21 protein-coding genes and 1 pseudogene are annotated in these 23888 nt (G+C 74.1%); 11 read left to right on the top strand and 11 right to left on the bottom strand.

Translation table 11 applies throughout. From position 1 onward, the window contains the following. The first annotated feature begins 101 nt into the window (after nucleotides 1-101). A complete protein-coding gene (locus tag GA0070558_RS23135) occupies nucleotides 102-1682 on the top strand; it encodes a bifunctional NAD(P)/FAD-dependent oxidoreductase/class I SAM-dependent methyltransferase (protein WP_091283510.1) in 1581 nt (526 codons plus the stop codon). Nucleotides 1683-1754: 72 nt separating this feature from the next. Here the strand turns inward: GA0070558_RS23135 and GA0070558_RS23130 are convergent, their stop codons facing one another. Then, nucleotides 1755-3404, bottom strand: a complete 1650-nt coding sequence (locus GA0070558_RS23130) for a cellulose binding domain-containing protein (protein WP_091283509.1) — start codon at nucleotides 3402-3404, stop codon at nucleotides 1755-1757. 209 nt (nucleotides 3405-3613) lie between these two features. Here GA0070558_RS23130 and GA0070558_RS23125 point away from each other — a divergent pair, with 209 nt between their 5' ends. The 5 genes from GA0070558_RS23125 (at nucleotide 3614) to GA0070558_RS33505 (ending at nucleotide 7834) form a co-directional block, all read left to right on the top strand. Continuing rightward, a complete protein-coding gene (locus tag GA0070558_RS23125; protein WP_077935866.1) occupies nucleotides 3614-4165 on the top strand; it encodes an RNA polymerase sigma factor in 552 nt (183 codons plus the stop codon). Next, on the top strand, nucleotides 4162-4956 hold the full coding sequence (locus tag GA0070558_RS23120; RefSeq protein WP_091283507.1) for a zf-HC2 domain-containing protein: 795 nt from the start codon (nucleotides 4162-4164) through the stop codon (nucleotides 4954-4956). The genes GA0070558_RS23125 and GA0070558_RS23120 overlap by 4 nt, the downstream gene beginning before the upstream one ends. Before the next feature lie 90 nt (nucleotides 4957-5046). Next, nucleotides 5047-5850, top strand: a complete 804-nt coding sequence (locus tag GA0070558_RS23115; protein ID WP_077935865.1) for an ABC transporter ATP-binding protein — start codon at nucleotides 5047-5049, stop codon at nucleotides 5848-5850. Continuing rightward, the gene (locus GA0070558_RS23110) at nucleotides 5847-7223 is read left to right on the top strand and encodes a hypothetical protein (protein ID WP_091283505.1); all 1377 of its coding nucleotides are present in this window, start codon (nucleotides 5847-5849) and stop codon (nucleotides 7221-7223) included. Before GA0070558_RS23115 ends, GA0070558_RS23110 begins: the two co-directional genes overlap by 4 nt. Further along, nucleotides 7220-7834, top strand: a complete 615-nt coding sequence (locus GA0070558_RS33505) for a hypothetical protein (protein WP_091283504.1) — start codon at nucleotides 7220-7222, stop codon at nucleotides 7832-7834. The genes GA0070558_RS23110 and GA0070558_RS33505 overlap by 4 nt, the downstream gene beginning before the upstream one ends. Nucleotides 7835-7926: 92 nt before the next feature. Here GA0070558_RS33505 and GA0070558_RS23100 read toward each other — a convergent pair whose 3' ends face one another. The 3 genes from GA0070558_RS23100 to GA0070558_RS23090 form a co-directional block, all read right to left on the bottom strand. Beyond that, complete coding sequence (locus GA0070558_RS23100) at nucleotides 7927-10938, bottom strand: Ig-like domain-containing protein (RefSeq protein ID WP_256092077.1); 3012 nt, start codon at nucleotides 10936-10938, stop codon at nucleotides 7927-7929. Between the two features lie 473 nt (nucleotides 10939-11411). Further along, nucleotides 11412-12197 carry an FkbM family methyltransferase gene (locus tag GA0070558_RS23095; RefSeq protein ID WP_043961628.1) on the bottom strand — a complete coding sequence of 262 codons (786 nt, stop codon included), beginning with the start codon at nucleotides 12195-12197 and terminating at the stop codon, nucleotides 11412-11414. Nucleotides 12198-12421: 224 nt separating this feature from the next. Continuing rightward, nucleotides 12422-13963 (bottom strand): glycosyltransferase family 2 protein, encoded by a 1542-nt coding sequence (locus tag GA0070558_RS23090; RefSeq protein ID WP_091283660.1) that lies wholly within the window; start codon nucleotides 13961-13963, stop codon nucleotides 12422-12424. A gap of 449 nt (nucleotides 13964-14412) precedes the next feature. Here GA0070558_RS23090 and GA0070558_RS23085 point away from each other — a divergent pair, with 449 nt between their 5' ends. Beyond that, on the top strand, nucleotides 14413-14868 hold the full coding sequence (locus tag GA0070558_RS23085) for an ATP-binding protein (protein ID WP_077935860.1): 456 nt from the start codon (nucleotides 14413-14415) through the stop codon (nucleotides 14866-14868). Nucleotides 14869-15016: 148 nt separating this feature from the next. Next, complete coding sequence (locus tag GA0070558_RS23080; protein WP_091283500.1) at nucleotides 15017-15784, top strand: GAF and ANTAR domain-containing protein; 768 nt, start codon at nucleotides 15017-15019, stop codon at nucleotides 15782-15784. 94 nt (nucleotides 15785-15878) lie between these two features. Here the strand turns inward: GA0070558_RS23080 and GA0070558_RS35280 are convergent, their stop codons facing one another. Then, nucleotides 15879-16376, bottom strand: a complete 498-nt coding sequence (locus GA0070558_RS35280) for an STAS domain-containing protein (RefSeq protein WP_500862222.1) — start codon at nucleotides 16374-16376, stop codon at nucleotides 15879-15881. Between the two features lie 53 nt (nucleotides 16377-16429). Beyond that, nucleotides 16430-17347 (bottom strand): DUF3152 domain-containing protein, encoded by a 918-nt coding sequence (locus GA0070558_RS23070; protein WP_369523385.1) that lies wholly within the window; start codon nucleotides 17345-17347, stop codon nucleotides 16430-16432. 186 nt (nucleotides 17348-17533) lie between these two features. Between GA0070558_RS23070 and GA0070558_RS23065 the strand changes: the two genes are divergently transcribed. From GA0070558_RS23065 to GA0070558_RS23055, 3 genes are all read left to right on the top strand, one after another. Beyond that, nucleotides 17534-18823 carry a DUF2786 domain-containing protein gene (locus GA0070558_RS23065; RefSeq protein ID WP_091283496.1) on the top strand — a complete coding sequence of 430 codons (1290 nt, stop codon included), beginning with the start codon at nucleotides 17534-17536 and terminating at the stop codon, nucleotides 18821-18823. 19 nt (nucleotides 18824-18842) lie between these two features. Continuing rightward, nucleotides 18843-19202: a YciI family protein gene (locus GA0070558_RS23060; RefSeq protein WP_256092089.1), complete on the top strand. Its 360-nt coding sequence runs from the start codon at nucleotides 18843-18845 to the stop codon at nucleotides 19200-19202. A 74-nt stretch (nucleotides 19203-19276) separates the two neighbouring features. Further along, nucleotides 19277-20488, top strand: a complete 1212-nt coding sequence (locus tag GA0070558_RS23055; protein ID WP_256092088.1) for an RNA polymerase sigma factor — start codon at nucleotides 19277-19279, stop codon at nucleotides 20486-20488. Nucleotides 20489-20603: 115 nt separating this feature from the next. Here the strand turns inward: GA0070558_RS23055 and GA0070558_RS23050 are convergent, their stop codons facing one another. The 5 genes and pseudogenes from GA0070558_RS23050 to GA0070558_RS33495 all read right to left on the bottom strand — a co-directional run. Then, entirely contained in the window at nucleotides 20604-22106 is a 1503-nt protein-coding gene (locus GA0070558_RS23050; RefSeq protein WP_091283492.1) for an alpha/beta fold hydrolase, read from the bottom strand. 119 nt (nucleotides 22107-22225) lie between these two features. Next, nucleotides 22226-22504 (bottom strand): hypothetical protein, encoded by a 279-nt coding sequence (locus GA0070558_RS23045; RefSeq protein ID WP_091283490.1) that lies wholly within the window; start codon nucleotides 22502-22504, stop codon nucleotides 22226-22228. After that, a complete protein-coding gene (locus GA0070558_RS23040; protein WP_091283488.1) occupies nucleotides 22501-22839 on the bottom strand; it encodes an ArsR/SmtB family transcription factor in 339 nt (112 codons plus the stop codon). The genes GA0070558_RS23045 and GA0070558_RS23040 overlap by 4 nt, the downstream gene beginning before the upstream one ends. A 117-nt stretch (nucleotides 22840-22956) precedes the next feature. Beyond that, on the bottom strand, nucleotides 22957-23400 hold the full coding sequence (locus GA0070558_RS23035; protein WP_091283486.1) for a hypothetical protein: 444 nt from the start codon (nucleotides 23398-23400) through the stop codon (nucleotides 22957-22959). 190 nt (nucleotides 23401-23590) lie between these two features. Next, a pseudogene (locus tag GA0070558_RS33495) lies at nucleotides 23591-23888 on the bottom strand (IS701 family transposase); the annotation flags it as partial.

The following is a 23888-nucleotide window of genomic DNA, read 5'->3' as shown; positions in this document are numbered from 1 at the left end:
GGGCCACCCGGCCGGCTGGCCTTTTGCCGTTCCGGCAACTTCTCTTGTCGGATCGGCGGGCCGCGCGGCACGGTGGGCGCACGACGAGCGAAGGAGGCGCGGTGGACGAGGCGTACGACGTGGTGGTGGTCGGCGGGGGCGCGGCCGGGCTGAGCGGGGCCCTGGCCCTCGCCCGGGCGCGGCGGTCGGTGCTGGTGGTGGACGCCGGGCAGCCGCGCAACGCCCCGGCCGGGCACGTGCACAACTACCTGGGCCGGGAGGGCACCCCGCCGGCCGAGCTGGTGGCGGCCGGCCGCGACGAGGTGACCCGCTACGGCGGCGAGATCGTCGCCGGCCGGGTCGAGGCGGCAGCCCGGGAGGACACCGGCTTCGTGGTCACGCTGGACGGCGGGCGGGAGGTGCGGGCGCGGCGGCTGCTGGTGGCGACCGGGCTCGTCGACGAGCTGCCCGACCTGCCGGGGCTGGCCGAGCGGTGGGGTCACGACGTGCTGCACTGCCCGTACTGCCACGGGTGGGAGGTCCGGGACCGGCGCATCGGCGTCCTCGCCACCGGCCCGACGGCCGTGCACCAGGCGGAGCTGTGGCGGCAGTGGAGCCCGGACGTGCTGCTCCTGCTGCACGACGCGACGCTCGCCGCCGAGGACGCCGAGCGGCTCGCCGCGCGGGAGATCACCGTCGTGGCGGACCGGGTCGCGGCCGTCGAGGTCACCGACGACACCCTGACCGGGGTACGCCTGGCCTCCGGCGAGGTCGTCGCGCTCGACGCGGTGGTCGTCGCGCCCCGGTTCACCGCCCGCGCCGAGGTGCTGGAGTCGCTGGGGTGCAAGCCGGTCGACGTCGAGTTCGGCGGGCAGGTGATCGGCAGCCAGGTGCCCGCCGACCCGACCGGGGCCACCGCCGTGCCCGGCGTGTGGGTCGCGGGCAACGTGGCCGACGTACGCGCCCAGGTCGTCGCCTCCGCCGCGGCGGGCCTGGCCGCCGGCGCGGCGGTCAACGCCGACCTCGTCGCCGAGGAGGGTCGCGCCGCCGTGGACGCGTACCGGGAGCGGACGCGGACGATGTTCGAGGAGGCCGCCTGGGAGGAGCGCTACCGCGCCCGGCCGGCGGTGTGGAGCGGCCGGCCCAACCCCCAGCTCGTCGCGGAGGCGACCGGGCTGCCGGCGGGCCGGGCGCTCGACGTCGGCTGCGGGGAGGGCGCCGACGCCGGCTGGCTCGCCGGGCGGGGCTGGCGGGTCACGGCGGTCGACATCTCCGCCACCGCCCTGGAGCGGGCCGCCGCCCACGCCGCGGCGGCGGGTCCCGAGGTCGCCGACCGCATCGAGTGGCTGCACGCCGACCTGCGCGTCACGCCGCCGGCCGAGGGCGCGTACGACCTGGTGTCGGCGCAGTTCATGCACCTGCCGGGCGCGGCGCGGCGGGAGCTGTTCGCGCGGCTCGCCGCGGCGGTCGCGCCGGGCGGGACGCTGCTGATCGTCGGGCACCACCCGCGCGACCTGCGCACCACCGCCCACCGGATGCACTTCCCGGACGCGATGTACACCGCCGAGGAGGTCGCGTCCGCCCTCGACCCCGCCGCCTGGCAGGTGCTGGCCACCGAGACCCGGGCCCGGGCCACGGTCGACCCGGAGGGCCGCGAGGTCACCATCCACGACGCCGTGCTGGTCGCCCGCCGCCGGGGGTGACCGGCCCCGCCCGGTGCGCCGCACGCGCGCACCGGGCAGGGCCCGGCGTCAGGCTCGGGCCGTCACGCTCCCTCAGGCGCGGGAGCAGGGGCTGCCGTTGAGCGTGAAGGCCGCCGGTGCGGCCGAGTTGCCGGTGTGGTTGGCCTGGAAGCCGATGGACACCGAGCCGCCGGGCGGGATCGTCCCGTTGTAGCTGACGTTGGTGGCGCTGACCTGCCCGCTGGTCGGGGCGTAGGTGGCGTTCCAGCCGCCGGTGATGCTCTGCCCGGCCGGCAGGGTGAACGCCAGGGACCACCCGTTGATCGCCGAGCTGCCCGTGTTGGTGATCGTGATGTCCTCGGTCAGGCCCGTGCTCCACGCGTTGACGGTCGCGCCGACCCGGCACCCGGCCGCCGGCGGGCCCGTCGTGGGCGACGGAGAGGGCGAGGGCGGGGTGGGCGGCGGGGTCGTGGGGGGCGGCGGGGTGCTGCCCGGGCCGCTGACCCGGTAGACGACCGTGCCGTGGCTCGGGACGCTGGCCGAGATCGTCCCGGTGCTGGTGCTGGTGCTGGTGCCGTTGGTCCACGCGTCGCGCAGGGTGAGGGTGACGGGGTACATGCCGATCGCGGGGGCCGTGATCGAGACCGTCGTGGTCGCGCTGCCCTGGTTGAACAGCGCCACCGCCACGTCACCGTTGGCCAGCTTCTTCGCCAGCACCCGGCGGGTGCCGTCGTTGGACACCTGCACCCCCTGGAGGCCGAGGGCGTCCTGGTTGATCGCGATCAGGTTCTGGTTCTTGAGGATCGTCTGCGTGGCCGCGTTCATCGACCGGATGTCGTTGCCCGCGATCAGCGGCGACGCCATGATCGCCCACATCGCGAAGTGGCTACGCATCTCCGTGTCGGTCATCCCGCCCCGGCCGACCTCCATCATGTCCGGGTCGTTGAACGCCCCCGGCCGGGCGTACGACGCCAGCGGCACGGTCACGTTGATGATGTTCTGGATCCCCATCGGGTAGCCGTTGGTCTGCCCGGTGTTCCACGCGTTGGTGATGTCCTCCGTGGTCCGCCACATGTTGGCCACGTCGCCCCAGTTGCGCTGGGGGCCCGTCTTCTCGTGGATGCTGTTCGGGTTGATGCTGAACACGATCGGCCGGCCCGTCGCCGCCAGCGCGTCGCGCATCTTGGCGAACGTCGCCACCTGGTCGTTGATCGTGCCCTGCGGGGAGCACCAGTCGTACTTGAGGAAGTCGACCCCCCACGCGGCGAACTGCCGCGCGTCCTGGACCTCGTGCCCGCGGCTGCCGGTCGCCCCCGGATACCCGCCGAAGTACTGCGCGCAGGTCTTGTCCACCGGCACCTGGTAGATGCCGAACTTGAGACCCTTGCCGTGGATGTAGTCGCCCAGGGCCTTCATCCCGCTGGGGAACCGGGTCGGATCGCCCTGGAGGTTGCCGGCGGAGTCCCGGTTGGGGTTGAACCAGCAGTCGTCCACCACCACGTACTCGTAGCCCACGTCGCGCATCCCGCTGCTGACGATCGCGTCCGCCATCTGCCGGATCAACGTCTCGTTGATGTTGCAGCCGAACGTGTTCCAGCTGTTCCAACCCATCGGCGGGGTGCGGGCGACCCCGTTCTCCAGCGCCTGGCCAGCCGGCGCGTGCAGACCCACGGCGGCGCCGACCAGCAGGAACCCGGCCGCCAGGGCGGTCACCCACCGGCGGCGGGAAGCGGTACGTCTCATCGTTGTCTCCTCTTCGGCGGCGGAGCCGACCGCTGCGGACGCTGGGCCGGGGCAATTCCCGCCAGGAAACTATAATCGTCAATGTTATCGGTAACAACGGCCACCGCGGCCTCGTCGACCGAGACCACCCCGACAACGCCCCCGCCAGGTGTGACGTGGATCACCACCGATGGGAAACCGGGGTGGGCCCGGGGATCGTCTTGCCTGTTGTGAGACAGAGCCTGGAGACCCTCGACGAGGGTGCGCTGCTGCGCCGCGTCGCCCGGGGCGACCGGCGGGCCTTCGACGAGCTGTACCGCCGTACGTCGCCCTGGTTGACCGCCCGGCTGCGGCGGCGCTGCGCCGACGACGACGTGGTCGCCGAGGTGCTCCAGGACACCTACCTGGCGGTGTGGCGGTCGGCCGGCAGCCAGGCCCAGCACGCGGGCGGCGGCAGCGCCGTCGGCTGGCTGTGGACGATCGCCGCCCACCGGCTGGTCGACGCGTTCCGCGCCCGCGCCCGCGCCGAGCGGGTCCCGGCGGTGCGGACCTTCGCCACCGTCGCCCCCGCCGCCGAGGAGGAGGCGCTGGCCGGCGGGATGGACGCCGACCTGGAGCAGGCGCTGCTGGCGCTGCCGCCCAACCTGCGCCGGGTCCTGCGCGCGATGGTGCTCGACGGGCTGACCACGCGGGAGACCTCGGTGCTGCTCGGCATGCCGGAGGGAACCGTGAAGACGTACGCGCGGCGGGCCCGCATCGCGCTACGGGAGGCGCTGTCATGACCGACCACCCCACCCCCACCCTCATCTCCCGGTACGCCACCGGCGACGACGGCGTCGACGACGTCACCGTCTGGGCCGTCGAGGCGCACCTGGAGTCCTGCGCCGGGTGCCGGGCGCTGCTGGCCGACGCGGCCGACCCGGCCGCCCGGCAACTGCTGGACCGGGTGGCCGTCGGGATCGCCGCCGGCCTCGACGCCGGGCCCGGGCCGGTGCGTCGCCGCCGGCTACGGCGCACCGGTGTCGCCGCGCGGCTCCTGCCCTGGCTGGCCACGACCACCGCGCTGGTGGTCGTCGCGGTCCTGCTGGAGATGGTGTCGGGCCGGATGCCGTCGCCGGTGCTGCTGGTCGCGCCGTTGGTGCCGCTGCTGCTGGTGGCCGCCGCGTGGAGCCGACGCACCGATCCGGCCTGGGAACTGATCGCCACCGTGCCCCGCGCGGGGCTGCCGCTGCTGCTGCGCCGGACCCTGGCGATCCTGACGGCGGTCGTCCCGGTGCTGGCCGTGGCGGGCTGGTGGACCGGGCACTCGCCGGCGCTGTGGCTACTGCCGTGCCTGGCCTTCACCGCCGGCGCCCTGGCGCTGGGCGGGCTGGTCGGGGTGGACCGGGCGGCGCTCGGGTTGGCGATCGCCTGGTCCGTCGGCGTGATCACGCCGAGCCTGGTCGGCCAGGAACTGCCGGTCGTCCTCCAGACCCGTAGCTGGCCCGGCTGGGCGCTGGCCACCGTCGCGCTGAGCGCGGTGGTGCTCCTGCGGGCCACCGACCACAGCCGGCTGCGCGCCGACCGGAGCTGACCGGTCGTCACCGGCGACCCCGGTCGTCCGGCCGGTACATCCCCTTCTCCGTCGGCGGGCACCGCCGACGACACGACGAACGGAGAGATCATGATGCGTGCCGTCAGCGCGGCGGAGACCGCACCGACCACGTACGCGTGGACCGTGCACGCCGAGAACCTGGCTGTCCGCGCCGGCCGACGCCTCGCGGTCAACGGGCTCGACCTGGCGCTGGGCACCGGTGTGCACGGGCTGCTCGGCCCGAACGGCGCCGGCAAGACCACCCTGATGCGGGCGCTCGCCACCGTGGTGAAGCCCGCCGGTGGGCGGCTCGACCTGCTGGGCGAGAACGTCAGCGGCCGCGCCGACCTGCGTCGGGTCCGCCGCAGGCTGGGCTACCTGCCGCAGCACTTCGGCTTCTACCCGCGCTTCACCGTCCGGGAGTTCGTCGAGTACATGGCCTGGCTCAAGGAGATGCCGAAGGCCGACATCCCCGGCGCGGTCCAGCGGGCCGTCGACCGGGTGGGCCTGACCGACCGGGCCGACGCCCGGATGAAGACGCTCTCCGGCGGCATGGTGCGCCGCGCCGGGATCGCCCAGGCGATCGTCAACGACCCGGAGCTGCTGCTGCTCGACGAGCCGACCGTCGGCCTCGACCCCGAGCAGCGGCTCGACTTCCGCGAGTTGCTCCGCGACATCGGGTCGGACAGCTGCGTGCTGGTCTCCACCCACCTGGTCGAGGACGTCGCCGTGGCCTGCACCGACGTGGTGCTGGTGCACGAGGGCCGGCTGGTGTGGCAGGGCACCACGGGGCAGCTCGCCGCGCAGGGCGGCACCGGCGACGCCGGGGACAGCGCCGCCGAGCGCGGCTACTCGGCGCTGCTGCGCGCCCACCGGGAGCGGGTGGCGGCATGACCGGGCGGATCATGCGGATCGAGGTACGCCGCTCGGCGGTCCCCGGCATCGCCCTGCTGCTGGTGATCGTCGGCGCCGCGCTCATGCTGACCGTCACCGGGGGGTACGCGGGGCGGTGGACGCAGTTGGCGGTGTACGCCCGGTCCACGCTGATGATGCTGATGCCGCTGGCGCTGGCCGGCGGCGCATGGTTGGGACGTCGCGACCGGCGGCACCGGGTCGACGAGCTGTTCGGCACCACCGTCCGGCCCCGGTGGCAGCGGAGCGTCCCGCTCGCCGCCGGCTACGCGGTCGCGCTGGTCACCGTGTACCTGCTGACGTTCCTTCTCGGGATCCCCTGGGTGGCGCCGACCGCCGGGTACTTCGCCGTCGCGACGATCCCGATCACCGCGGTCGGCGCGCTCGCGCTGGTCGCCGCCGGCTGGCTGGGCATGGCCGCCGGCCGGGCGGTGCCCCGGGTGGCCACCGCCCCGATCCTCGCGGTGGTCGCGTTCGCCGTGCTGACCTTCGTGCCCGACTACGTCTCGATCTCGGGCTACGACGAGAACTTCACGAAGGTCCGGCCCGACCCGGCGGCGCTGCTGCTGGCCCCTGCCATCAGCTCGTTGAACGACTTCAAGACGATCCCGTCGTCGGTCAGCCTGCTCCAGGCGCTGTGGCTGGCGGCCCTCGCCGCGACCGGGCTGCTGCTGCTCGGCGCGGTCGGCCGGCGCACCGTCGCACTGGCCGTGCTTCCGGCCGTGGTCGGTGCCGCCGTCGCGGTGCCGCTGCTGCCCACCGGCGGCTACTCCGGATCGGCCGTGCTCGATCCGGCCGCCGTCGAGCTGGTCTGCGACGACGACGGCCCCCAGGTCTGTGTGACCCGGGCGCACGCCGCGCTGCTGCCCAGGGTCGTCGGCCCGGCCCGGGAGGCGCTGGCCCTCATCGACGCGAAGCTACCCGGCACCGCCCCCACCCGCGTGGAGGAGAGCCGGCAGCTGCTCGACAACACGGTCCGGCCGGACGCGAGCCATGTCCGCGACGACGGAACCCTGGTCTTCGACGCCCTGTCGGTCGGCTGGACCGGCTTCTCCGACGTCTCGGCCGACGACCTGCGGGCAGCGCTGCTCGACGCCGCCTGGTGGCGGGAGTGCGAGACCTACCACACGACCTTCCTGGCCCGCGCGGTCGCCGTCGCCTGGCTCACCGGAGGGCAGCCGGACCTCGGTCGGGGGTCGGCCCCCGAGGAGCGGGAGAAGGTGGACGCCGCCCTCCGGGAGCTGCGGAACCTGCCCTCCGACGAGCAGCGCAAGCGGGTGCAGGCGGCCCGCACCGCCGCGCTCGGCTGCGATGTCGACCGGTTCCACTCGCTGCTGTTCCTGGCGCAACCGTGAGGTGGCTCCGCCTGTACCTGCGGGCCCGGCGGGTTCCCCTGGCGCTGGCTGGCACGGCCTGCGCGGTCGGGTCGCTCTGGGCGAGCTGGCCGTACTTCTCCGACGGGCAGACCGTCAACGCCCGGGTGGTCAGCGTCGCCGCGCTGATCGCGGCGGTCGCCGTCGGCACCACGCTCGGCGGCGCCGACGACGCCCTCGACCACACGGCGTCGGTCAACTGGCCCGCCCGCCGGGCCGGGCACGTCCTGCTGGCCGCCGCCGCGATCGTCGCGCTGCTCCTGGCCAGCACGCTCACCGACGTGCGGTTCGAACCACTCGGCGTGGTGGCGCGCAACACGGTCGGCCTGCTCGGGCTCACCGCGCTCGGCGCCGCGCTGCTGGGTGCCGCGCTGTCCTGGATCGCCCCGCTGACCTGGACCCTCGTCGCGATGCTGCCGTGGCTGGGGCCGAGCGACCAGATGCGGCTGCAGGTCGGTGCCTGGCTGGTCCAGCCGGCCGGCACCACCGCCGCGACGGTCTGCGCGACGGTCCTCGCGGTGGTCGGGCTCGTCGCGTACGTCCTGCGGGGCTGCCCCCGCCGCCCGGCCGCCGAGACGGCCCCCGACCGGTGACGTGGCCCGCATCGGGCCGGCGGCCGGATACGGGCCGGGCCGCATCGGGGCGGAAGTAGCCCCGACGCGGCCCGGGTTGGGCTGCCGTCAGCTCAGCTGACGGTCACCGAGATGGTGGTGGGCGGCTGCTGGAGCTGCCCGTAGTTGTCGACCGCCCGCACCGAGATCGTGTACGCGCCCGCCGGCACCACCGGCGACGTGTACGCGAAGTTCGACCCCGGCGAACCCGGGCTGGTGAGGAACGTGGCGATCCACGGGGCGGAGCCGCCGCCGAACGCGCCGGAGGAGTTCATCCCCTGGCCCGCGCCGTTGACGATCTGCACCTCCACCTTCGACATGCCGACGTCGTCCACCGCGCGCCCGGTCACGACGATCCGCGAGTCGCCGAAGACCGCGCCGTTGGTCGGGCTGAGGCTCGGCTCCAGGCGCGGGTCGAGGTCGCCCGGGTAGACGAGGTACTTGGCGGTGGCCCCGGAGGTCGAGCTGTCCTGCTGGCCCGACGTGTCGACGGCCCACGCCTCGACGCTGTACTCGCCCTTGGTCGGCAGGTCGATCGACAGGGTGAAGGCGGTGCTCGTCGCGCCGGGCGAGGCGAGCGTGGCGTTCACCGTGGCGAAGCTCGCCGCCATCGTGCCGTTGGGCTGCACGTACCGGCCGGTGTCCAGGTCGCGCAGCGCCACCCGGACGCCCTGCACGCCCTTGTCGTCGGTCGCGGTGCCGGCCAGGTCGAGGTGCAACTGCTCCACGTTCTGGTCGGTGCCGGTGACGTTCAGCTTGCCGTTGGGGAAGGCGTCGCCGGGCACCTGGGCGGTGACGGCCAGCTTGCCCAGGTTGGCGTTCGTCGTGACCAGGCCCAGGTTGTCGGTGGCGCGTACCCGGAAGTCGTAGATGCCCGGGGTGAGCGCCGCGGTGGTGAACGACCAGTTGTACGACGCGGCGTTGAGGTTCGTCGGCGACACCCGGTGGTACGCCGCGACCGCGTCGGGGCCCCACGTGCCGTCGGCGGCCAGCGACTCGCGGGTGGTGGTGTTGCGCAGGTAGACCTCGACCGACTTCAGGGTGCCGTCGTCGCTGGCCGTGCCGGAGAAGGTGAGCGGGCTGCCGGGGGCCACGGTGACCGGGCCGGCGGCGGTGGGCGGGGTCATCGCGGCGGGCGCGGTGATGGCCACCGTCGGCGCCACGCCGTCCTCCGCGATGATCCAGTCCCGGTTCTCGCCGCGCAGGTCGCTCTGGCCGGCGGTGTCGATGGCGGTGGCGGTCATCCGCCACTCACCCTCGGTCGGCAGGGTCACCTCGACCTGCCAGGTCGTCGACACCGCGCCGATCACGTCCGGCTCGGTGCGGAACGTGTTGTAGACCGGCGCGACGGTGCCGTCGTCCTGGAGGTAGCGGTTGTCCGGGGTGCGGAACGAGTAGGTCAGCGCGTTGACGCCCTTGTCGTCGGTGGCGGTGCCGGTGGCCACGAAGGTCTTCGTGGCGAGCAGGCCGGCGGCCGGCGCGCTGAACTTCGTCGTCGGGGGCAGGTCGTCGAAGCTGAACGTCTCGATCTTCTTGACGGCCTTCGTCGTGTCGGTCTCGCTGCTGGTGCGGCCGAACGTCTTCGCCTGGATCTGGTATTCGCCGACGGGCAGCGAGACGGCCAGCGACCACATGGTCGAGGTGGCGTTCGGGCTGGCCAGGGTCGACACGATGACGGCGGACGAGCCCCACGTCTTCAGGTCCGGCTGGAGGTACTTCTTGGAGCCGCGGTTCTGGATCTCGAGCTGCACCTTCTTGACGCCGGACGGCGCGGTCGCCTGGCCCTCGATCGTGAACGAGCCGTTGGCGGGCTTCACCCGGCCCTCGATGGGCGTGTCGATCGTCGTCTCCACCGCCGAGGGCGCCGGCACCCGGCCCAGGTCGAAGAAGCCGACCCGACCCACCGTGAGGCCGCCCTTGGTGTTGCCGTCGCCGCCGACGAAGAGGCCGCGCGGGGTGGCCAGCATCGCCTTCTCGCCCTCGTAGGAGCTGGAACCCGGGTTCCACTCCAGGGCGGTGCCCGTCGCCGGGTCGAGCGCGCCGAGGTGGTCGCGGCGGACCACCTGGTCGCCGAGGCCGTAGCCGCTGAGGCCCTGGCCCGTGCCGTACCCGACGTTGTCCAGGCCCGGCCACGGGACGTTGGCGGTCGGTGACTCCTGCCAGCTGAAGTGGCCGCCGACGTAGACGGCCGCCTCGGTGACGGCGACCGAGTAGATGCTGTCGAAGTGCCGGGAGATCCAGATCGGCTCGACGTGGTCGCCGCCGGCCATCGGGAACGCCATCGCGGTGTCGTTGATCGGCGGGCGGTCGCCGCCCGAGCCGCTGGTGACGACGAAGTACGAGTCGTCCGGCGAGATGTCGCCGCCGAAGGCCCGCTGGATGCCGCCGACGAAGGAGAGGTTGTCCTCCCACAGGCGGGTGCGCCACGGCAGGAGCGCCTTGGTGGCGGTGTCGATCAGGCCGACGCCGTAGCGGTCCTGGCCGGCGATCTGCCGGCCGGTGTGGACGACCATCAGCTTCGCGCCGTCGTGGGTCAGCTTGAGCTGCTGCACGGTGAGCATGCCGCCGACGCCGATGCCACCGGACAGCTGCAGGTCGAAGCCGGCGTCCACCGCCCCCGTGGTCGGGTTGAGCGCCGCCAGGCCGGTGCGGTTCGTGCTGTTGATCTTGGTGAACTGGCCGCCGACGTACACCGCGTTGTTGGTCACGGCCAGGGCGGTCCCGCGGCCGTTGCCCTGCGCGGTGAAGCCGGCGACCGGGGCACCGGTCACCGGGTCGAGCCGGGCGACCTTGCGCTTGGTGAGCCCGCCGACGGTGTTGAACGTGCCGGCCACGTAGAGCGCCGAGCCGTCCGGCGACGCCTCGACGGCCTCGACGGCCCCGTCGAACGTCGGCCGGAAGCCGGTGTCGACCTTGCCCGTGTCGATGTTGTACGACGCCAGCCACCGCTGCGCGAGCGCGGTCTGCCCGACGTTGGCGATCCCGGTGAACGAGCCGGCGATGAACACCCGGTTCCCGATCACCTCGATGTCGGTGACCTCACCGTCGGTGATCCTCGGGACATCGTTGCGCGGTGCGCTGGGCACCAGGCCGGTGTGCCCCGGCCTTTCCGTGACGAGCGCCTTGGCGGCAGGACCCGCCTGCCAGGCAGACACCGCCGCGATGACCGGTTGACCGATCAACACGACAGTCCCGGCCACCAGACCCGCGATCACGCGGCTCCGAACACGCATCGAGACAAACCCCCTGTTAGCGCCCGCATCGCGCCACCGGGTCGGCCCCGGCAGCGTCCACCCGCCGGCATGCCGAGGACACCGTAAGAGGCGAAACCGCCTCATCATCTCGTGCCTCGCCGGAATCAGGCCGATCGCCATCAGACATGATCCCGGCGACGGAACGCACCACCATCGGAGCGAATCTCACTCCACCGAACGGATCGGGCTCGGCGGCTGCGCCGGGGCCGGCCTCCGGCCCCGGGCAACGGATCGCGGCCCGACACCCGCGCCGGGACCAGCCTCAGGCCCCGCGCAACGGCCCGCCGGCTGCGCCGGGACCAGCCTCAGGCCCCGCGCAGGCGGGCGTAGACGTCGCCGGACCGGCCCGCCGGGCGGAACCGCTCCAGCAGCCTTACCAGCCCGGCCGCGTCGAGCCACTCGTCAGCGGCGTAGCGCATCGTCTCCACCGGCGAATAGTTGTAGCGGTACCCGCCGGCCGGGCCGCCCAGCCGGTCCACGATGTCGAGCGCGGCGAGGGCCGCGTCATGGGCCGGGGGGAGGTACTCGAAGGACAGCGCGGGCAGGGGCCGGCTGAGCCCCGACAGCACGTCCACCTCGAAGCCCTCGACGTCGATCTTGCAGAACGCGGGCACGCCGTGCGCAGCGACGAGGTCGTCGAGGGTCACCACGTCGACCTCGACGGACCGGTCCCAGCGGACCCCGGAGAAGCTGCTGTCCGCCGTGACCGACTCGATCCACTCGGTAGACATCGTCGAGACCGTCGGGGTGGCGGTGGACAGGGCGAGCCGCGCCCGGCCGGCGTCCGCGCCGACGGCCTCGGGCACGATCGTCACGTTCGGGTCCCGGCCGAAGAACAGGCGCAGGGCCCGCAGACAGTCGGGTTGCGGCTCCACCGCCACCACCCGCGCGCCCAACCGCCGCCAGGTGCGTACCCGGCCGCCGACGTGGGCGCCGATGTCGAAGCCGACGTCCCCGGGCTTGAGGAACTCCCGGTAGAGCTCCAGCGCCCGGCGGTGCTTGTGGGGTTGGCCGTGGTAGATGGCCAGGGAACGGGTGAGTCCCCAGGCCCGGCGCAACGTCCGCTGTCCGGGCCGCGGGTCGCTGGTCATGGTGGTCCTCCCGTCGCCCCGCCACCGGGACACCTCGGATCGTCGGCGCCGCCGCACCGCTCCGCCGTCCGGCTGTCCGGCCGGCCGGTTGGACGCCACGCGGCGCTGACAATGACTACGCGGGCAGCGGCGAAACGGTTCATCCGCCCGGGATGCCCGCCGGTCCACGAGAGAGGTGAGAGGGGAACCCTGCTATACCGAATGCGTTAACAGGGGGCCCTTCCTTACCGGCCCAGCAGGCGGTTGGCCACCCGGCGCAGGCGGTTGCGGACGCGCCGGTGCAGGGCGGGCTTCTTCTTCGCGGCGGGCACGACCCGCACCGGGGCGGCGCCGTCGGCGGCGCACCGGAAGGTCAGCGGGAGCCGCGCGTCCTCGGTCCACCCGTTCTCGGTGAGCCGGGCCTTGAGCAGCCAGGTGCCCTCGGTACGGCCCGAGTTCAGGGTGGCGAAGTCCACCGTGGCGGTGGCGTGGTGCACGAGATGCACCCGCCCCTGCCCGGCGCCCTGGAGCGGTTCGTCCTCGACCCGGAACTCGACCGGCAGGAAGCACTCCTCGCCGCCTTCCTTGCGCCGGGCCACCACGTCGAGCCGGGCCATGGCCCGGCGGGCCGTGACGTCGAGGATCTCCGGGGCGAGGTCGACGGGCAGGACGATCTGGTAGCGCTCGTCGGAGGCGGTGAGGGCCACCGGCTGGTCGCCGGACGCGAGGTGCGCGGTGACGTCGACGGTGAGGACCGTCCCGTCCACCCGGTGGTCGTCGACCCGGGCCTGGACGCGGACGCCCGCCTCCCACTCGGCCAGCCCGCGCAGCCCGGCGACGTCGTCGGCCGCGGTGAGGGCCGTGATCGCCCGCTGCAGCGGCGGGAGCCCGGCGGCCACGCCCGGCGCGAAGCGCTCACGGACGATCTTGCCGCACTCCAGCGCCACCTGCTCCACCCAGTCGGCCGGCTCCCGGAGGAACCGCTTGCCGCGCAGCCGGCTGACCATCTCGTTACGCAGCCAGCGCCGGTGCAGCTTGTCGCGCAGTGGCCCCGGCTCGGTGTGCGCGTCGACGACGTCCAGCACGTCGCGCAGGTTGGCGTAGTAGCCCGCCGGGTCCAGCCCCTGCGCCGTCACGTTGCCGGCGTCCTCGCGGCGGATGTGGTGGTAGCAGACGTAGTTCGACAGCACGGAGGTGCGCTTGGACAGCAGGAAGGCCCGGACCACGAAGAGGTGGTCCTCCAGCCGGCGCTTCTCCTCCACGAAGCGGATCTCGTGCTCTTCGAGAAAGGACCGGCGGAACAGTTTGTGTGCCGTCAGGCTGTCGATCAGCGGGGCATTGTCCAGCGTGGCGTCCGGGCGGTCCCGGCGGAACAGCTCGCGCGGCACCGAGCGCCCGTGGCCGGCCATCTTGCCGATCACGATGTCCGCGTCGTTCTCCACGGCGTACGCGTAGAGGCGTTCCAGGGCCTCGTCGCCGAACCAGTCGTCGTCGTCGGAGAAGAAGACGTACTCACCGCGGGCGTTGGCGACGCCGACGTTGCGCGGCCGGGACGGCCAACCGGAGTTGTCGATGTGCACCACCCGGATGTGCGGGTGCGCGGCGGCCAGCTCGTCCAGCCGGGCCCCGGTCGAGTCGGTGGAGCCGTCGTCGACGAAGACCGCCTCGAACTCCCCCGGCTGCAGCGACTGGCGCAACAGAGAGGCGATCAGCCTCTCGATGTGCGGGCCGGAATTGTAGGCCGGCACCACCACGCTGACTTTGGGAACATTCGTACTGGCCGTCATCGTCTTCTTCCCCGTCAGGTCCGTGAACCGGTATGCGAACAACCGACGAACATCATGGACCGGAACGGGCACCGTGTGGTGCCCCACGTGTGTCCATGCCGTTACGCCGGCCGGCCCGTCCCGCTCCACCTGGACTGCCTCGCCCCGGTCCGGAACACGGAACACGGTAGCGGTCCGGGCCACGGCGGGTGAGCACCCCCCTGCCGCCCGCCGGTCGCCGCGGCCCGCGCCGGAATGGGCGATTGTCACCATGTGAAGCGATTGGCACGTTCGGCGGGGACGTCCCGCTGGGCCGGGCCGGCCAGCCGGCCGAGCTGGCCGGCGAGGTGCTCGGGGTGACCGGCGGCAAGCCGCTGGCCTGACCGCGACCCACGGCCGGGCCCGCTCACCCCGGCGGGCCCGGCCTGGTGGGTCGTGTGAACGGCGGGCGCCCAGGGTAATGCCCGGTCATGGGATCGCTGCGGACGTCGCCGCCACCGCCCCGCGCCGTCGAGATGCGGACCTGGGCCCTGTCCACCGGGGCGGAGCTGCGCGGCCTGCGCGCCTCCCTGCACGAGGCGTTGACCGGGCATGCGCTCGCCGAGGGCGAGGAGCTCGACGACATCCCCGAACGGATCGTGCTCGTCGCCACCGAGCTGGCCACCAACGCCCTGCTGCACGGGCTGCCGCCGACCACCGTCCGGCTGCTGCGCGACGACGACCTGTTCATCCTCGACGTCGCCGACCATGACCTGACCAGCGTGCCCGAGCTGGCCGACACCCGACCGCTGGGGGCCGGCGGTCGTGGCCTCCAGCTCGCCCGCGCCTTCTCGCTGGACGTCGGCTGGTACGCCACCGAGGGCACGAAGCACATCTGGGCGTCCTTCCCCCGGCGGGAGGCCGACGAGGCGGGCGGCACCCGCTGACGACGGGAGGCGGCACCCGCTGACGAGGGCGGGACGTTCGCAGGCAGTGGGCCGCCGAGGTCGGCGGGGATTGGCCGGACGGCCACTCGGGTATCGGTCCACGGCCGTCGGCGAGAGGGGAAGGGGCCGGCGGCGGAAGGGGGCCGTCATGGACGTCGAGAGCCGCCCGGACCCGATCCGGTCACGCCGGATCAGGGCCACGTCGAGCCGCCGGCCGCGCACCGCCGGGCCGGACGACGACCTCGCCGGCCGCCTCGCCGAGATCGCCCGCGCGCTCCAGGACGAACCCGGCCTCGACGCCACCCTCCACGGGATCGTCCGGTGCGCCGTCGGCACCGTGCCGGGCGCCTGGCACGCCGCGATCACCGAGGTCGAGGGCCGGCACCGGGTGGTGACCAGCGCGGCGACGGGCAATCTGGTCCGCCGGGTCGACCAGGCGCAGTACGACACGGGTCAGGGCCCGTGCCTGACGGCGCTCTTCGAGCACCACACCGTGCGGATGCCCGACGTCGCTGCGGAGACCCGCTGGCCGGACTTCGTCCGCCGGATCGACGGGCTGGGCGTACGCAGCATGCTGTCGTTCCAGCTCTACCTGGCGCGGGACAACCTCGGCGCGCTGAACCTCTACGCGCGTCAGCCGGGGGCGTTCACCGACGAGTCGGAGCGGATCGGGGTGCTCTTCGCCGCGCACGCGGCCGTGGCGATGGGGGACGCCCGGAGGCTGGCGCAGCTCTCCCAGGCGCTGGACGTGCGGGACCTGATCGGTCAGGCGAAGGGGATCCTGATGGAGCGGCACCGGCTGACCGGGGAGCAGGCGTTCGAGCTGCTCGTCCGGGCCAGCCAGCGGCTCAACGTGAAACTGCTCGACGTCGCCCGCGACCTGATCGAGACCGGCGAGCTGGTCGACCGGCCGTGACCGGGAGCGCCGACCCGGGCGGCCGGCGTCATCGAATCGGCGGTGCGTCGTCAGCGGGTCGGGATCGCGTCGTCAGCGGGCCTGCGGTGCGTCGTCAGCGGGCCGGCGTCGCGTCGTCAGCGGCCTCGGCCGGGATGATCCCCAGGCCGAGCAGCTCCAGCACGCCGGTGATCTCCAGGACCCGGCGGACCGTGGGCTGCACGTCGGCGACGGTGAGGCGGCAGCCCCGGTCGGCGGCCCGGCCCTGGGCACGCAGCAGCACCAGGATGCCGGAGGAGTCGAGGAACCGGACGCCGCCGAAGTCGAGCTCCAGGGCGGCCGGCGGTGCGCCGTCGAGCAGGCCGGCGAGGACCGAGGCCAGCTCACCCGAGGTGGCGATGTCGATCTCCCCGGTCACGACGAGTCGCCCCCGACCCTCGGCGACCGTGAACGGGCCGATCGACAGGCCACCGGGGGGTGGCAACGAAACGGACAGCGGCGTGGCGGGGCCCAACGGGAACTCCCCTGATCGGCACCGGCAGCGATCCCTCGTAGCAGAAGGCGGGTGCCGGTCGTCCCCAGGGTAGCCGTCATCTGCGTCGATCGCACTCACCCAGCGTGCCGGCAGCGCACCACCCCGTCCGAACGGGCCGCCGGGGCCGGACCTCAGAAGCCGTCCGGCACCGGGTCGTCGTACTGGCCGGGCGGGCCGGTGAACACGGCACCGTCCACCTCGGGCCAGGCGTTCGGGAGGCAGCCGTGCAGGCCCAGGGTCTGCTGCTGCATGACCGGGGCGGGTCCCCCTTCGCGCGGGCACAGCTCGTGTCCCCGGCCGAGCCGGTGGCCCACCTCGTGGTTGAGCAGATACCTACGGTAGGTGGCGAGGTCGCCGGTGAACTGCGGCACACCGCCCGCCCAGCGGGCCACGTTGATCACCACCCGGTCGCCGTTGCGGCAGGACGTGTAGTGGTCGGTGACGTCCCCGCAGAGGACGCCCCGGGTCACCGGGGTGGTGAGCGCGACGGTGAAGTCGGCCGGGTCGTCCGGGCCGACGCGTTGCAGCCGCCACCGGCCCGCCCCGGTCCAGCCCCGGGGGTCGGCGAGGATCGCGCCCACCTCCCGGCCGAACCGCTCCACGTCGACACCGTCGATCCCCTCCTCCACCGTGACCCGGTACCGCAGCAGCTCACCGGAGCGCCCCGCGACGGCGCCCCGGAGGGTGGCGGCGCGGAAGTCGCCCGTACCCCGGGGTGGGAAGGTGATGTCGGCGGGCGCCTGCGCGGCCGGGGTCGGGGTCGCGGGCCGGGCCGGGGCCCGGGTGGTCGGCGAGGCGAGGGTGGGCGCGGCGACCCCTGCGGCCGCGACCGGCCTGGTCGCCTGGTCCGGCCCGCCCCGGCGGACGGCCCCGGCGCCGGCCGTGGCCAGGGCGACCACGGCCAGGGCGACGCACGCGACCACCGGCCCGTTCCGGGTGGCGACGCGCCGCCGGCGGTGGCCACCCGGGCCGGACCTGGCATGGGTACGACTCGACAACTCGCGCTCCGTCCCGTCGATCCGCTGTCGGTGCACGGAGGGATTCCGCACCCGTGCACGGATGGATACGGACGGCGACCCGGAGCGGATGAGGCGTCCGGCGGTCATTTCGTCGGCCGTGGCGGCGCTCACGCCCGGCGGGTGCTGCTCCGGCGGTACGGTTTCCCGGCGGAACCTGGCCGACCGGCTCCGCCCCGGCCAGCGGACGTTGCGCCACCCGACCCTGAGGAGCAGCTCGTGCCGGACGCCGACGCGCTGGTCGCCGACGCCCTCGCGGCGGCGCGCGGCACCGACGTACGCGCCGCCGAACGGCAGTTGGACCGCCTGGTGGTCGGCGCCGGCGTGCCCGACGGGCCGGCGGCGGTCGACGCCGCCCTGACCGCGCGCCTGGTGGGCGGCGTGGGCCGGCTCTGGCCCCGGGGCTGGCAGCCCGTCGACCTGGTCCGCATCGCGACCCGCCGGCTCGGCCCGGCGGCCGGGCGGCTCGTGGCCGACCTGGCCGCCGCCCAGCGCAGGGTCCAGCCCGATCCGGTGCCGACCTGGTGGGACGACCAGCTCGCCAGCCTCGACGCGGCCGTGTGGTGGGACGACGACCGGCGGCACCTGACGGCCTGGGCGGCCCGGGAGGGCACCGACCGGATCGCCGCCCTGCGCGACGCCGTCGACGTGCTGGCGCTGGTGGAGGGGCTCCCGCCGATCGCGGTGCTGCGCCCGCCGCCCGGCGTGGCCGCCCCGGCCACGGCCGTCGGGCGCGGCGGCAGCGGGTCACGGATGCTCGACCGGGTGCGGGCGCTGCTGGCCAAGGCCGAGTCGACGACCTTCCCGGCGGAGGCGGAGGCGCTGACCGGCAAGGCGCAGGAGCTGATGGCCCGGCACAGCATCGACGCGGCCCTGGTCGAGGCGACGGCCGAGCGGGGCGACGCGCCCGGCGGGGTGCGGCTGGGCACCGAGCCGCCGTACCCGGGGGCGAAGGCGCTGCTGGTGCAGGAGGTGGCGGCGGCGAACCGCTGCGAGTCGGTGTGGTCCGACGACCTGGGCTTCGCCACGGTGCTCGGCTTCCCGGCCGACCTGGCCGCCGTCGAGCTGCTCTACACGTCGCTGCTGGTGCAGGCCACCGCCGCGATGCTGCGGGGGCGCACCGAGCGCCGGGTGCGCGGCGGGAACCGGCGCACGAAGGCGTACGACGAGTCGTTCCTCAACGCGTTCGCGCTGCGCATCGGCGAGCGGCTGCGGGCCGCCGCCGACGAGGCGGGCCGGGAGGCGGCCCGGGAGCAGGGCGGGGAGCGGCTGCTGCCGGTGCTCGCGTCCCGCGCGACCGCCGTGCGGGAGCGGCTGGACGACCTGTTCCCCGGCGTGACCAGCAAGCGGCTCACCGTCGCCGACGAGGAGGGCTGGGCCTCCGGCACCTCCGCCGCCGACCGGGCGGCGCTGGACCCGGGCGGATCCGCCCCGGCCCGGGTGTCGGGTGCGGCGCACCGGCTCCGACCCCCTGCCGGGACGCGCCGACGGGGCGCGGCCGACACGTGAGGAGTACGCCGTGAAGTACATGCTGCTGATCTGGAACCGCCCCGGCTTCGTCGACGGCATGTCGGAGCAGGACCGGGCCGCCCTCTTCGGCGAGGTCGACGAGATCATGCGGGAGCTGACGGCCTCCGGCGAGCTGGTCGGCGGGCAGGCGCTGGCCGACCCGTCGCAGACCAGCACGGCCCGGCTGGCCGGCGACCGGGTCGAGGTCACCGACGGGCCGTTCATGGAGAGCAAGGAGCAGTTCGCCGGCTATCTCACCGTGGACTGCGAGTCGATCGAGCGGGCCGCCGAGATCGCCGCCGGCTGGCCGGACGTGGTGCGGGGGTTCGGCGTGCTGGAGGTGCGGCCCATCATGGACGAGGCCGGGGCGGAGATGTGACCGGTGCCGGGTCGGCCGTCGCGGGTGCGGGCGGCTCCGGTCCGACCGGCCCCGGCGGTGGGGCCGTCGGTGACCTGCTGCGCGGGCTCGCGCCGCGGGTCCTCGGCCTGCTCGTGCGCCGGCACGGCCAGTTCGACGCCTGCGAGGACGCCGTGCAGGAGGCGCTGCTGGCCGCCGCGACCCGGTGGCCCGCCGACGGGGTGCCCGACCACCCCCGGGCGTGGCTGCTCACCGTGGCGACCCGCCGGCTCACCGACGCCTGGCGCAGCGAGCACGCCCGCCGGGACCGCGAGGTCGCGGTGGCCCTCCGGGAGCCGGCGTACGCGGCGGTGGCCCCGCCGCCCGACGAGCAGCCGCCGACCGGCGACGACACCCTCCTGCTGCTCCTGCTCTGCTGCCACCCGGCGCTGAACCGGTCGGCGCAGGTCGCGCTGACCCTGCGCGCGGTCGGCGGGCTGACCACCGCCCAGATCGCCCGCGCCCACCTGGTGCCCGAGGCGACGATGAGTCAGCGCATCCGCCGGGCCAAGCAGCGGATCGAGGCGGCCGGGGCCCGGTTCGTCCTGCCCTCGCCCGCCGAACGCGACGAGCGGATGCGCGCCGTGCTCCAGGTGCTCTACCTCGTGTTCAACGAGGGCTACACCGCCTCCAGCGGGCCGGACCTGCAGCGCGCCGAGCTGACCGCCGAGGCGGTCCGGCTGACCCGGGAGCTGCGCCGGCTGCTGCCCGACGACGGCGAGGTCGCCGGGCTGCTGGCGCTGATGCTGCTCACCGACGCGCACCGGGACGCGCGCACCGGCCCCGACGGCGAGCTGGTGCCGCTGGCCGAGCAGGACCGCAGCCAATGGAACCGGGCCGCGATCGCCGAGGGCACCGCCCTGGTGACCGAGGCGCTGACCTGGTCGCCGCCCGGGCCGTACCAGCTCCAGGCGGCCATCGCGGCGGTGCACGCCGAGGCCCCGACCGCAGCCGAGACGGACTGGCGGCAGATCGTGGCGCTCTACCGGCTGCTGGGCCGGCTCGCCCCGAACCCGATGGTCACCCTCAACGAGGCGGCGGCGGTGGCCATGGTGGATGGTCCGCGCGCCGGCCTGGCCCTGCTCGCCCCGCTCGACGGCGACGGGCGCGTCGCCGGGCACCACCGGCTCGCCGCCGTGCGGGGCCACCTGCTGGAGCTGGCCGGGGACCCGGCCGCCGCCCGGGACGCGTACCGAGCGGCGGCCCGATCCACCACCAGCCGCCCCGAGCGCCGCTACCTGGAATCCCGCGCCACCCGCCTACCCTGACGGCCCCCACCACCCCACCGGCCCGCCCCGGTGATCAAGAGAAGAACGTCAGGGTTGATCTCCAGGATGACGCAAACCTCTTGATCACCGAGCCGGGTGGCGGGGGTGGGGTGGGTCAGCGGGGTTCCAGCGGTGGGCAGTGGGCGTCGGGGGCGGGGGGTGCCAGCTCGATCAGGTAGCGGTCGATCGTGGCGCCCATGCAGGGGCTGGTGGTGTAGCTGCCGTGCCCCCACCCCTCGTACGCGAGCAGGACGCCGTGGAGCTGGCGGGCGACGGCGGCGGCCCGGCCGAACTCGCTCACCGGGTCGTGCCGGGTGGCCGCCACCAGCACCGGCACGTCGGTGCGACCCCGGAGCCGGTGCTGCGGGTTGCCGACGGGTGCGCCGAGGCACAGGGCGAGCGCCTGCACCACCAGCGGATACCGGACGTCGGGCGCGATCGCGGCGAGCCGGCGCAGTAGCCGGGCGTACTCGGTGTAGTTGTCGACGGGCAGGCTCCAGTCCTGGCAGAAGACGGCGAGCGGGTTCGCTGCGGTTTCTGCATGCGTGCCCCCCGCACTGCTGTCCGTCCCGGCGGATGCCGACCAGGTCGCGATGCGGCCGGCGAGTACCGCCCAGTCGGGGCCGTAGAGGTCGCGTTGGGCGCGGGCGGTCAGCGCGAACGGGGTCAACGTCGGATCGGGCAGCTCGCCCCGCTCGGCCCGGTCGAGCAACTCCGCCCAGCGGGCCCGGACGTCCTGGCCGTGCAGGACGCAGTCGGCGGAACGGTCGCACCACGCCACGAACTCGTCGAACGAGTCCTGCGCGGCGGCGGCCTGGCTGGCCAGGAACGGCCGCATCGGCAGGCTGTGGTCGATCACGCTCTCCAGCACCATGGCCCGCACCCGGTGCGGATACTCGTCGGCGTACTGCGCGCCGAGCAGCGTGCCGTAGGAGCTGCCGTGGAAGGTCAGCCGCTCCTCACCGAGGGCGGCCCGGACGGCGTCGAGGTCGCGTACCGCGCTGCGGGTGTCGACGTGGTCGAAGATGGGGCCGGTGCGGGCCCGGCAGTCCGCGCGCAGCTCCGCGTTGTCGCGTACGGTGGCGTCGAACTGCGCCTGGTCGGTGATCACCTGTGGGACCCGGGCGAGCAGGTCCGCCGCGCAGACCACCGGGTTGCTGCGGCCGACGCCGCGCGGGTCGAAGCTGACGATGTCGAAGCGGCGGCGCTGCTCGGCGCTGAACCGCACGCTCTCCACCACCTTCTGCACGCCGGAGTCCCCCGGACCGCCGGGGCCGAAGAACAGCACGCCGACCCGGGCGGCGGGGTCGGTGGCGCGCCGGCGGGCCAGGGCAAGATCGAACCGCTGCCCGGCCGGGTCGGCCCAGTCCACCGGCAGCGACAGGGTGCCGCACTCGGCGGACCCGTCGGCGGGGCAGGGCACCCAACGGATCGGCCCGAACGCCGTCGGCCCTGAGGTCGGCCGTACCGTCGGCTTTGCTGCCGGATCGGCGCGGGCCGTGCCGGGCGCGCCGGCGAGGAACGTGCCGGCGACGGCCGCCGCCAGCGTCGCGCCGACGGCCCGGCGGAGGCCGGTGCGCGGCGGCGGGTCGGCTGCGGGTTTGCGGGTACGCAGCATGAGATGCTGTCCTCTCCTCGAAGGAGCATTGCGCTGAGAACTCGCCCACGGGCGAGGTGATGCTGCTTCCACCTGGGTCGTCGAGTTGCCGCTCGGCGGCCCAGGGTCTTACCGGCCGCTCAGTCGACGTCCCGCAGGACGCGCTCCAGCGCGGCCGTCCGGGTCGCCAGTTCGCCGAGCCGGGCGTCGATCGCGGCCAGGAGCCGCTCGTTGGCCTCCTGGGCCCGCGCCGACGCCTCGGCGAGCCGGCGGTAGTCGTCCTCGCGCCCGCCGGACAGCCTGGCCCGGCGGTTCTTGGACAGCTGCACGACGACCACCGTGACGACGGTGACGAGCAGGGTGAAGATGCCGGCCGCCCCGATCACCTCGGTCCAGTCGTGGCCGCTCATCCCGGTCATTCCCCCTCCTGTCCGGCCGTGTCCGGCGGGGTCAGCGTCTCGGCCGCCCGCCGGATGGTCTCGGGGGTGAGGGTGAACACGAACGGATTCACCTCGTAGTACTTCATTGCCCTCCCGTCCTCGGAAAGCTCCAGGCGCGCGGAGACCAGCCCGGCCGCCGCCAGCTTGCGCAGGTGGACCTGGAGCAGGGCCCGGCTGATGCCCAGCTCGCGTGCCAGCCGGCTGACGTAGGCGCGTTCCCTGGCCAGCGCGGCGACCACCCGGAGGCGGTGCGGGTTGGCCAGGGTCGCCAGCACCCGCAGGAGGTCGTCCCCGGTGGGCGGCTCGTCGCTCATAACCAACCCTTGCACATGCAAAGGAAAGTTAGCAGGGCTGGTTGCGCGGTCACAAGTGGACGGTCCCCGACTTCGGGCAGGGGTGATCCCCGGGTTGCCCCCGAGACCGACGGCGGATCAGAAGAGGCGACCCCGGTAGGGGTGCAGCCGGCCCCACTTCCCCTCCCAGTTCAGCAGGTCCGCCTCCCACTCGGGCAGGTCAGGACGGTGCTCTCGAACCAGGTGCGGATTCTCCGGCAGACCGGCGAGGAAGCTCCAGTACGCCTCCACCGCCTCCCGGAACTCGGCCAGCGGGTATCCGGCCTCCTCGCCCTCCACCCACTCGTTGCGCAGCGTGACGCCCTCCGGGGTGATCGAGACGGCGTAGTTCTCGCTGCTCCACTCCTCGAAGGGCGGGCGCCCCTGGCTGACGTCGTCGACCATGGCCAGGGCGTCCAGGCAGACCAGCAGATGCTTGGAGACGTCAGTGATCAACCACGCACCGAGCACCCGCAGGCGCTGGTCGTCGACCTCGAACGTCGACAGCCGGTACTGGTCGGTCGAGAACCTGATGCCGTTCACAGCAGAACCCACCCCCTCACGCGCTCCGGAGACAACACCATTCGCGTCGGCGGCCTACAACGCTGACCCATGCCCACCGGGCCGGCCCGCCTGGTAGGAGCTTGCTGGCGCATACCAGGATCTGCCTCTGCGGCCCCCGGCGGCCCGACGAAGGTTCGCCAGCGTCTAGTACGGCAGCCGCCGTTCGGGATCATGGCTGGGGTTCGAGGTTGAGTCGTCGGGTGTAGTGGGCTTGTCGGGCTCGGGCTTGATGGCGGCGGCGCCAGTCTGACCAGCGCAGACAGTGGTTGAGGTCGGGGTTTTGGTGGAGTATGAGGGTGTTGATCAGGCGGCGGATCTCGTTGACGGTCAGCTTGATCATGCCGGTGTCGGTGGGTTCGGCGGCGGCGTCGGCTGCGCAGATCGCCAGGACGGCGAGAGCGGCCAGTGCGAGGGTGGTGAACCGGTGCCAGGAGTCCCAGCGGCGGACCTGGTGCTGGTCCAGGCCG

The sequence above is a fragment of the Micromonospora haikouensis genome (assembly GCF_900091595.1).
In the GTDB taxonomy this organism is placed as follows: domain Bacteria; phylum Actinomycetota; class Actinomycetes; order Mycobacteriales; family Micromonosporaceae; genus Micromonospora; species Micromonospora haikouensis.
This window is presented reverse-complemented; position numbering and strand designations above follow the sequence as displayed.

What these genes read in the sequence shown, in the direction of transcription:
- GA0070558_RS23090 (WP_091283660.1), bottom strand. Translation starts at nt 13,963, where the DNA reads ATGACGGCCAGTACGAATGTTCCCAAAGTCAGCGTGGTGGTGCCGGCC.
- GA0070558_RS23110 (WP_091283505.1), top strand. Translation starts at nt 5,847, where the DNA reads ATGACCGGGCGGATCATGCGGATCGAGGTACGCCGCTCGGCGGTCCCC.
- GA0070558_RS23120 (WP_091283507.1), top strand. Translation starts at nt 4,162, where the DNA reads ATGACCGACCACCCCACCCCCACCCTCATCTCCCGGTACGCCACCGGC.
- GA0070558_RS23080 (WP_091283500.1), top strand. Translation starts at nt 15,017, where the DNA reads ATGGACGTCGAGAGCCGCCCGGACCCGATCCGGTCACGCCGGATCAGG.
- GA0070558_RS23040 (WP_091283488.1), bottom strand. Translation starts at nt 22,839, where the DNA reads ATGAGCGACGAGCCGCCCACCGGGGACGACCTCCTGCGGGTGCTGGCG.
- GA0070558_RS23115 (WP_077935865.1), top strand. Translation starts at nt 5,047, where the DNA reads ATGATGCGTGCCGTCAGCGCGGCGGAGACCGCACCGACCACGTACGCG.
- GA0070558_RS23085 (WP_077935860.1), top strand. Translation starts at nt 14,413, where the DNA reads ATGGGATCGCTGCGGACGTCGCCGCCACCGCCCCGCGCCGTCGAGATG.
- GA0070558_RS23050 (WP_091283492.1), bottom strand. Translation starts at nt 22,106, where the DNA reads ATGCTGCGTACCCGCAAACCCGCAGCCGACCCGCCGCCGCGCACCGGC.
- GA0070558_RS23095 (WP_043961628.1), bottom strand. Translation starts at nt 12,197, where the DNA reads ATGACCAGCGACCCGCGGCCCGGACAGCGGACGTTGCGCCGGGCCTGG.
- GA0070558_RS23045 (WP_091283490.1), bottom strand. Translation starts at nt 22,504, where the DNA reads ATGACCGGGATGAGCGGCCACGACTGGACCGAGGTGATCGGGGCGGCC.
- GA0070558_RS23130 (WP_091283509.1), bottom strand. Translation starts at nt 3,404, where the DNA reads ATGAGACGTACCGCTTCCCGCCGCCGGTGGGTGACCGCCCTGGCGGCC.
- GA0070558_RS23060 (WP_256092089.1), top strand. Translation starts at nt 18,843, where the DNA reads ATGCTGCTGATCTGGAACCGCCCCGGCTTCGTCGACGGCATGTCGGAG.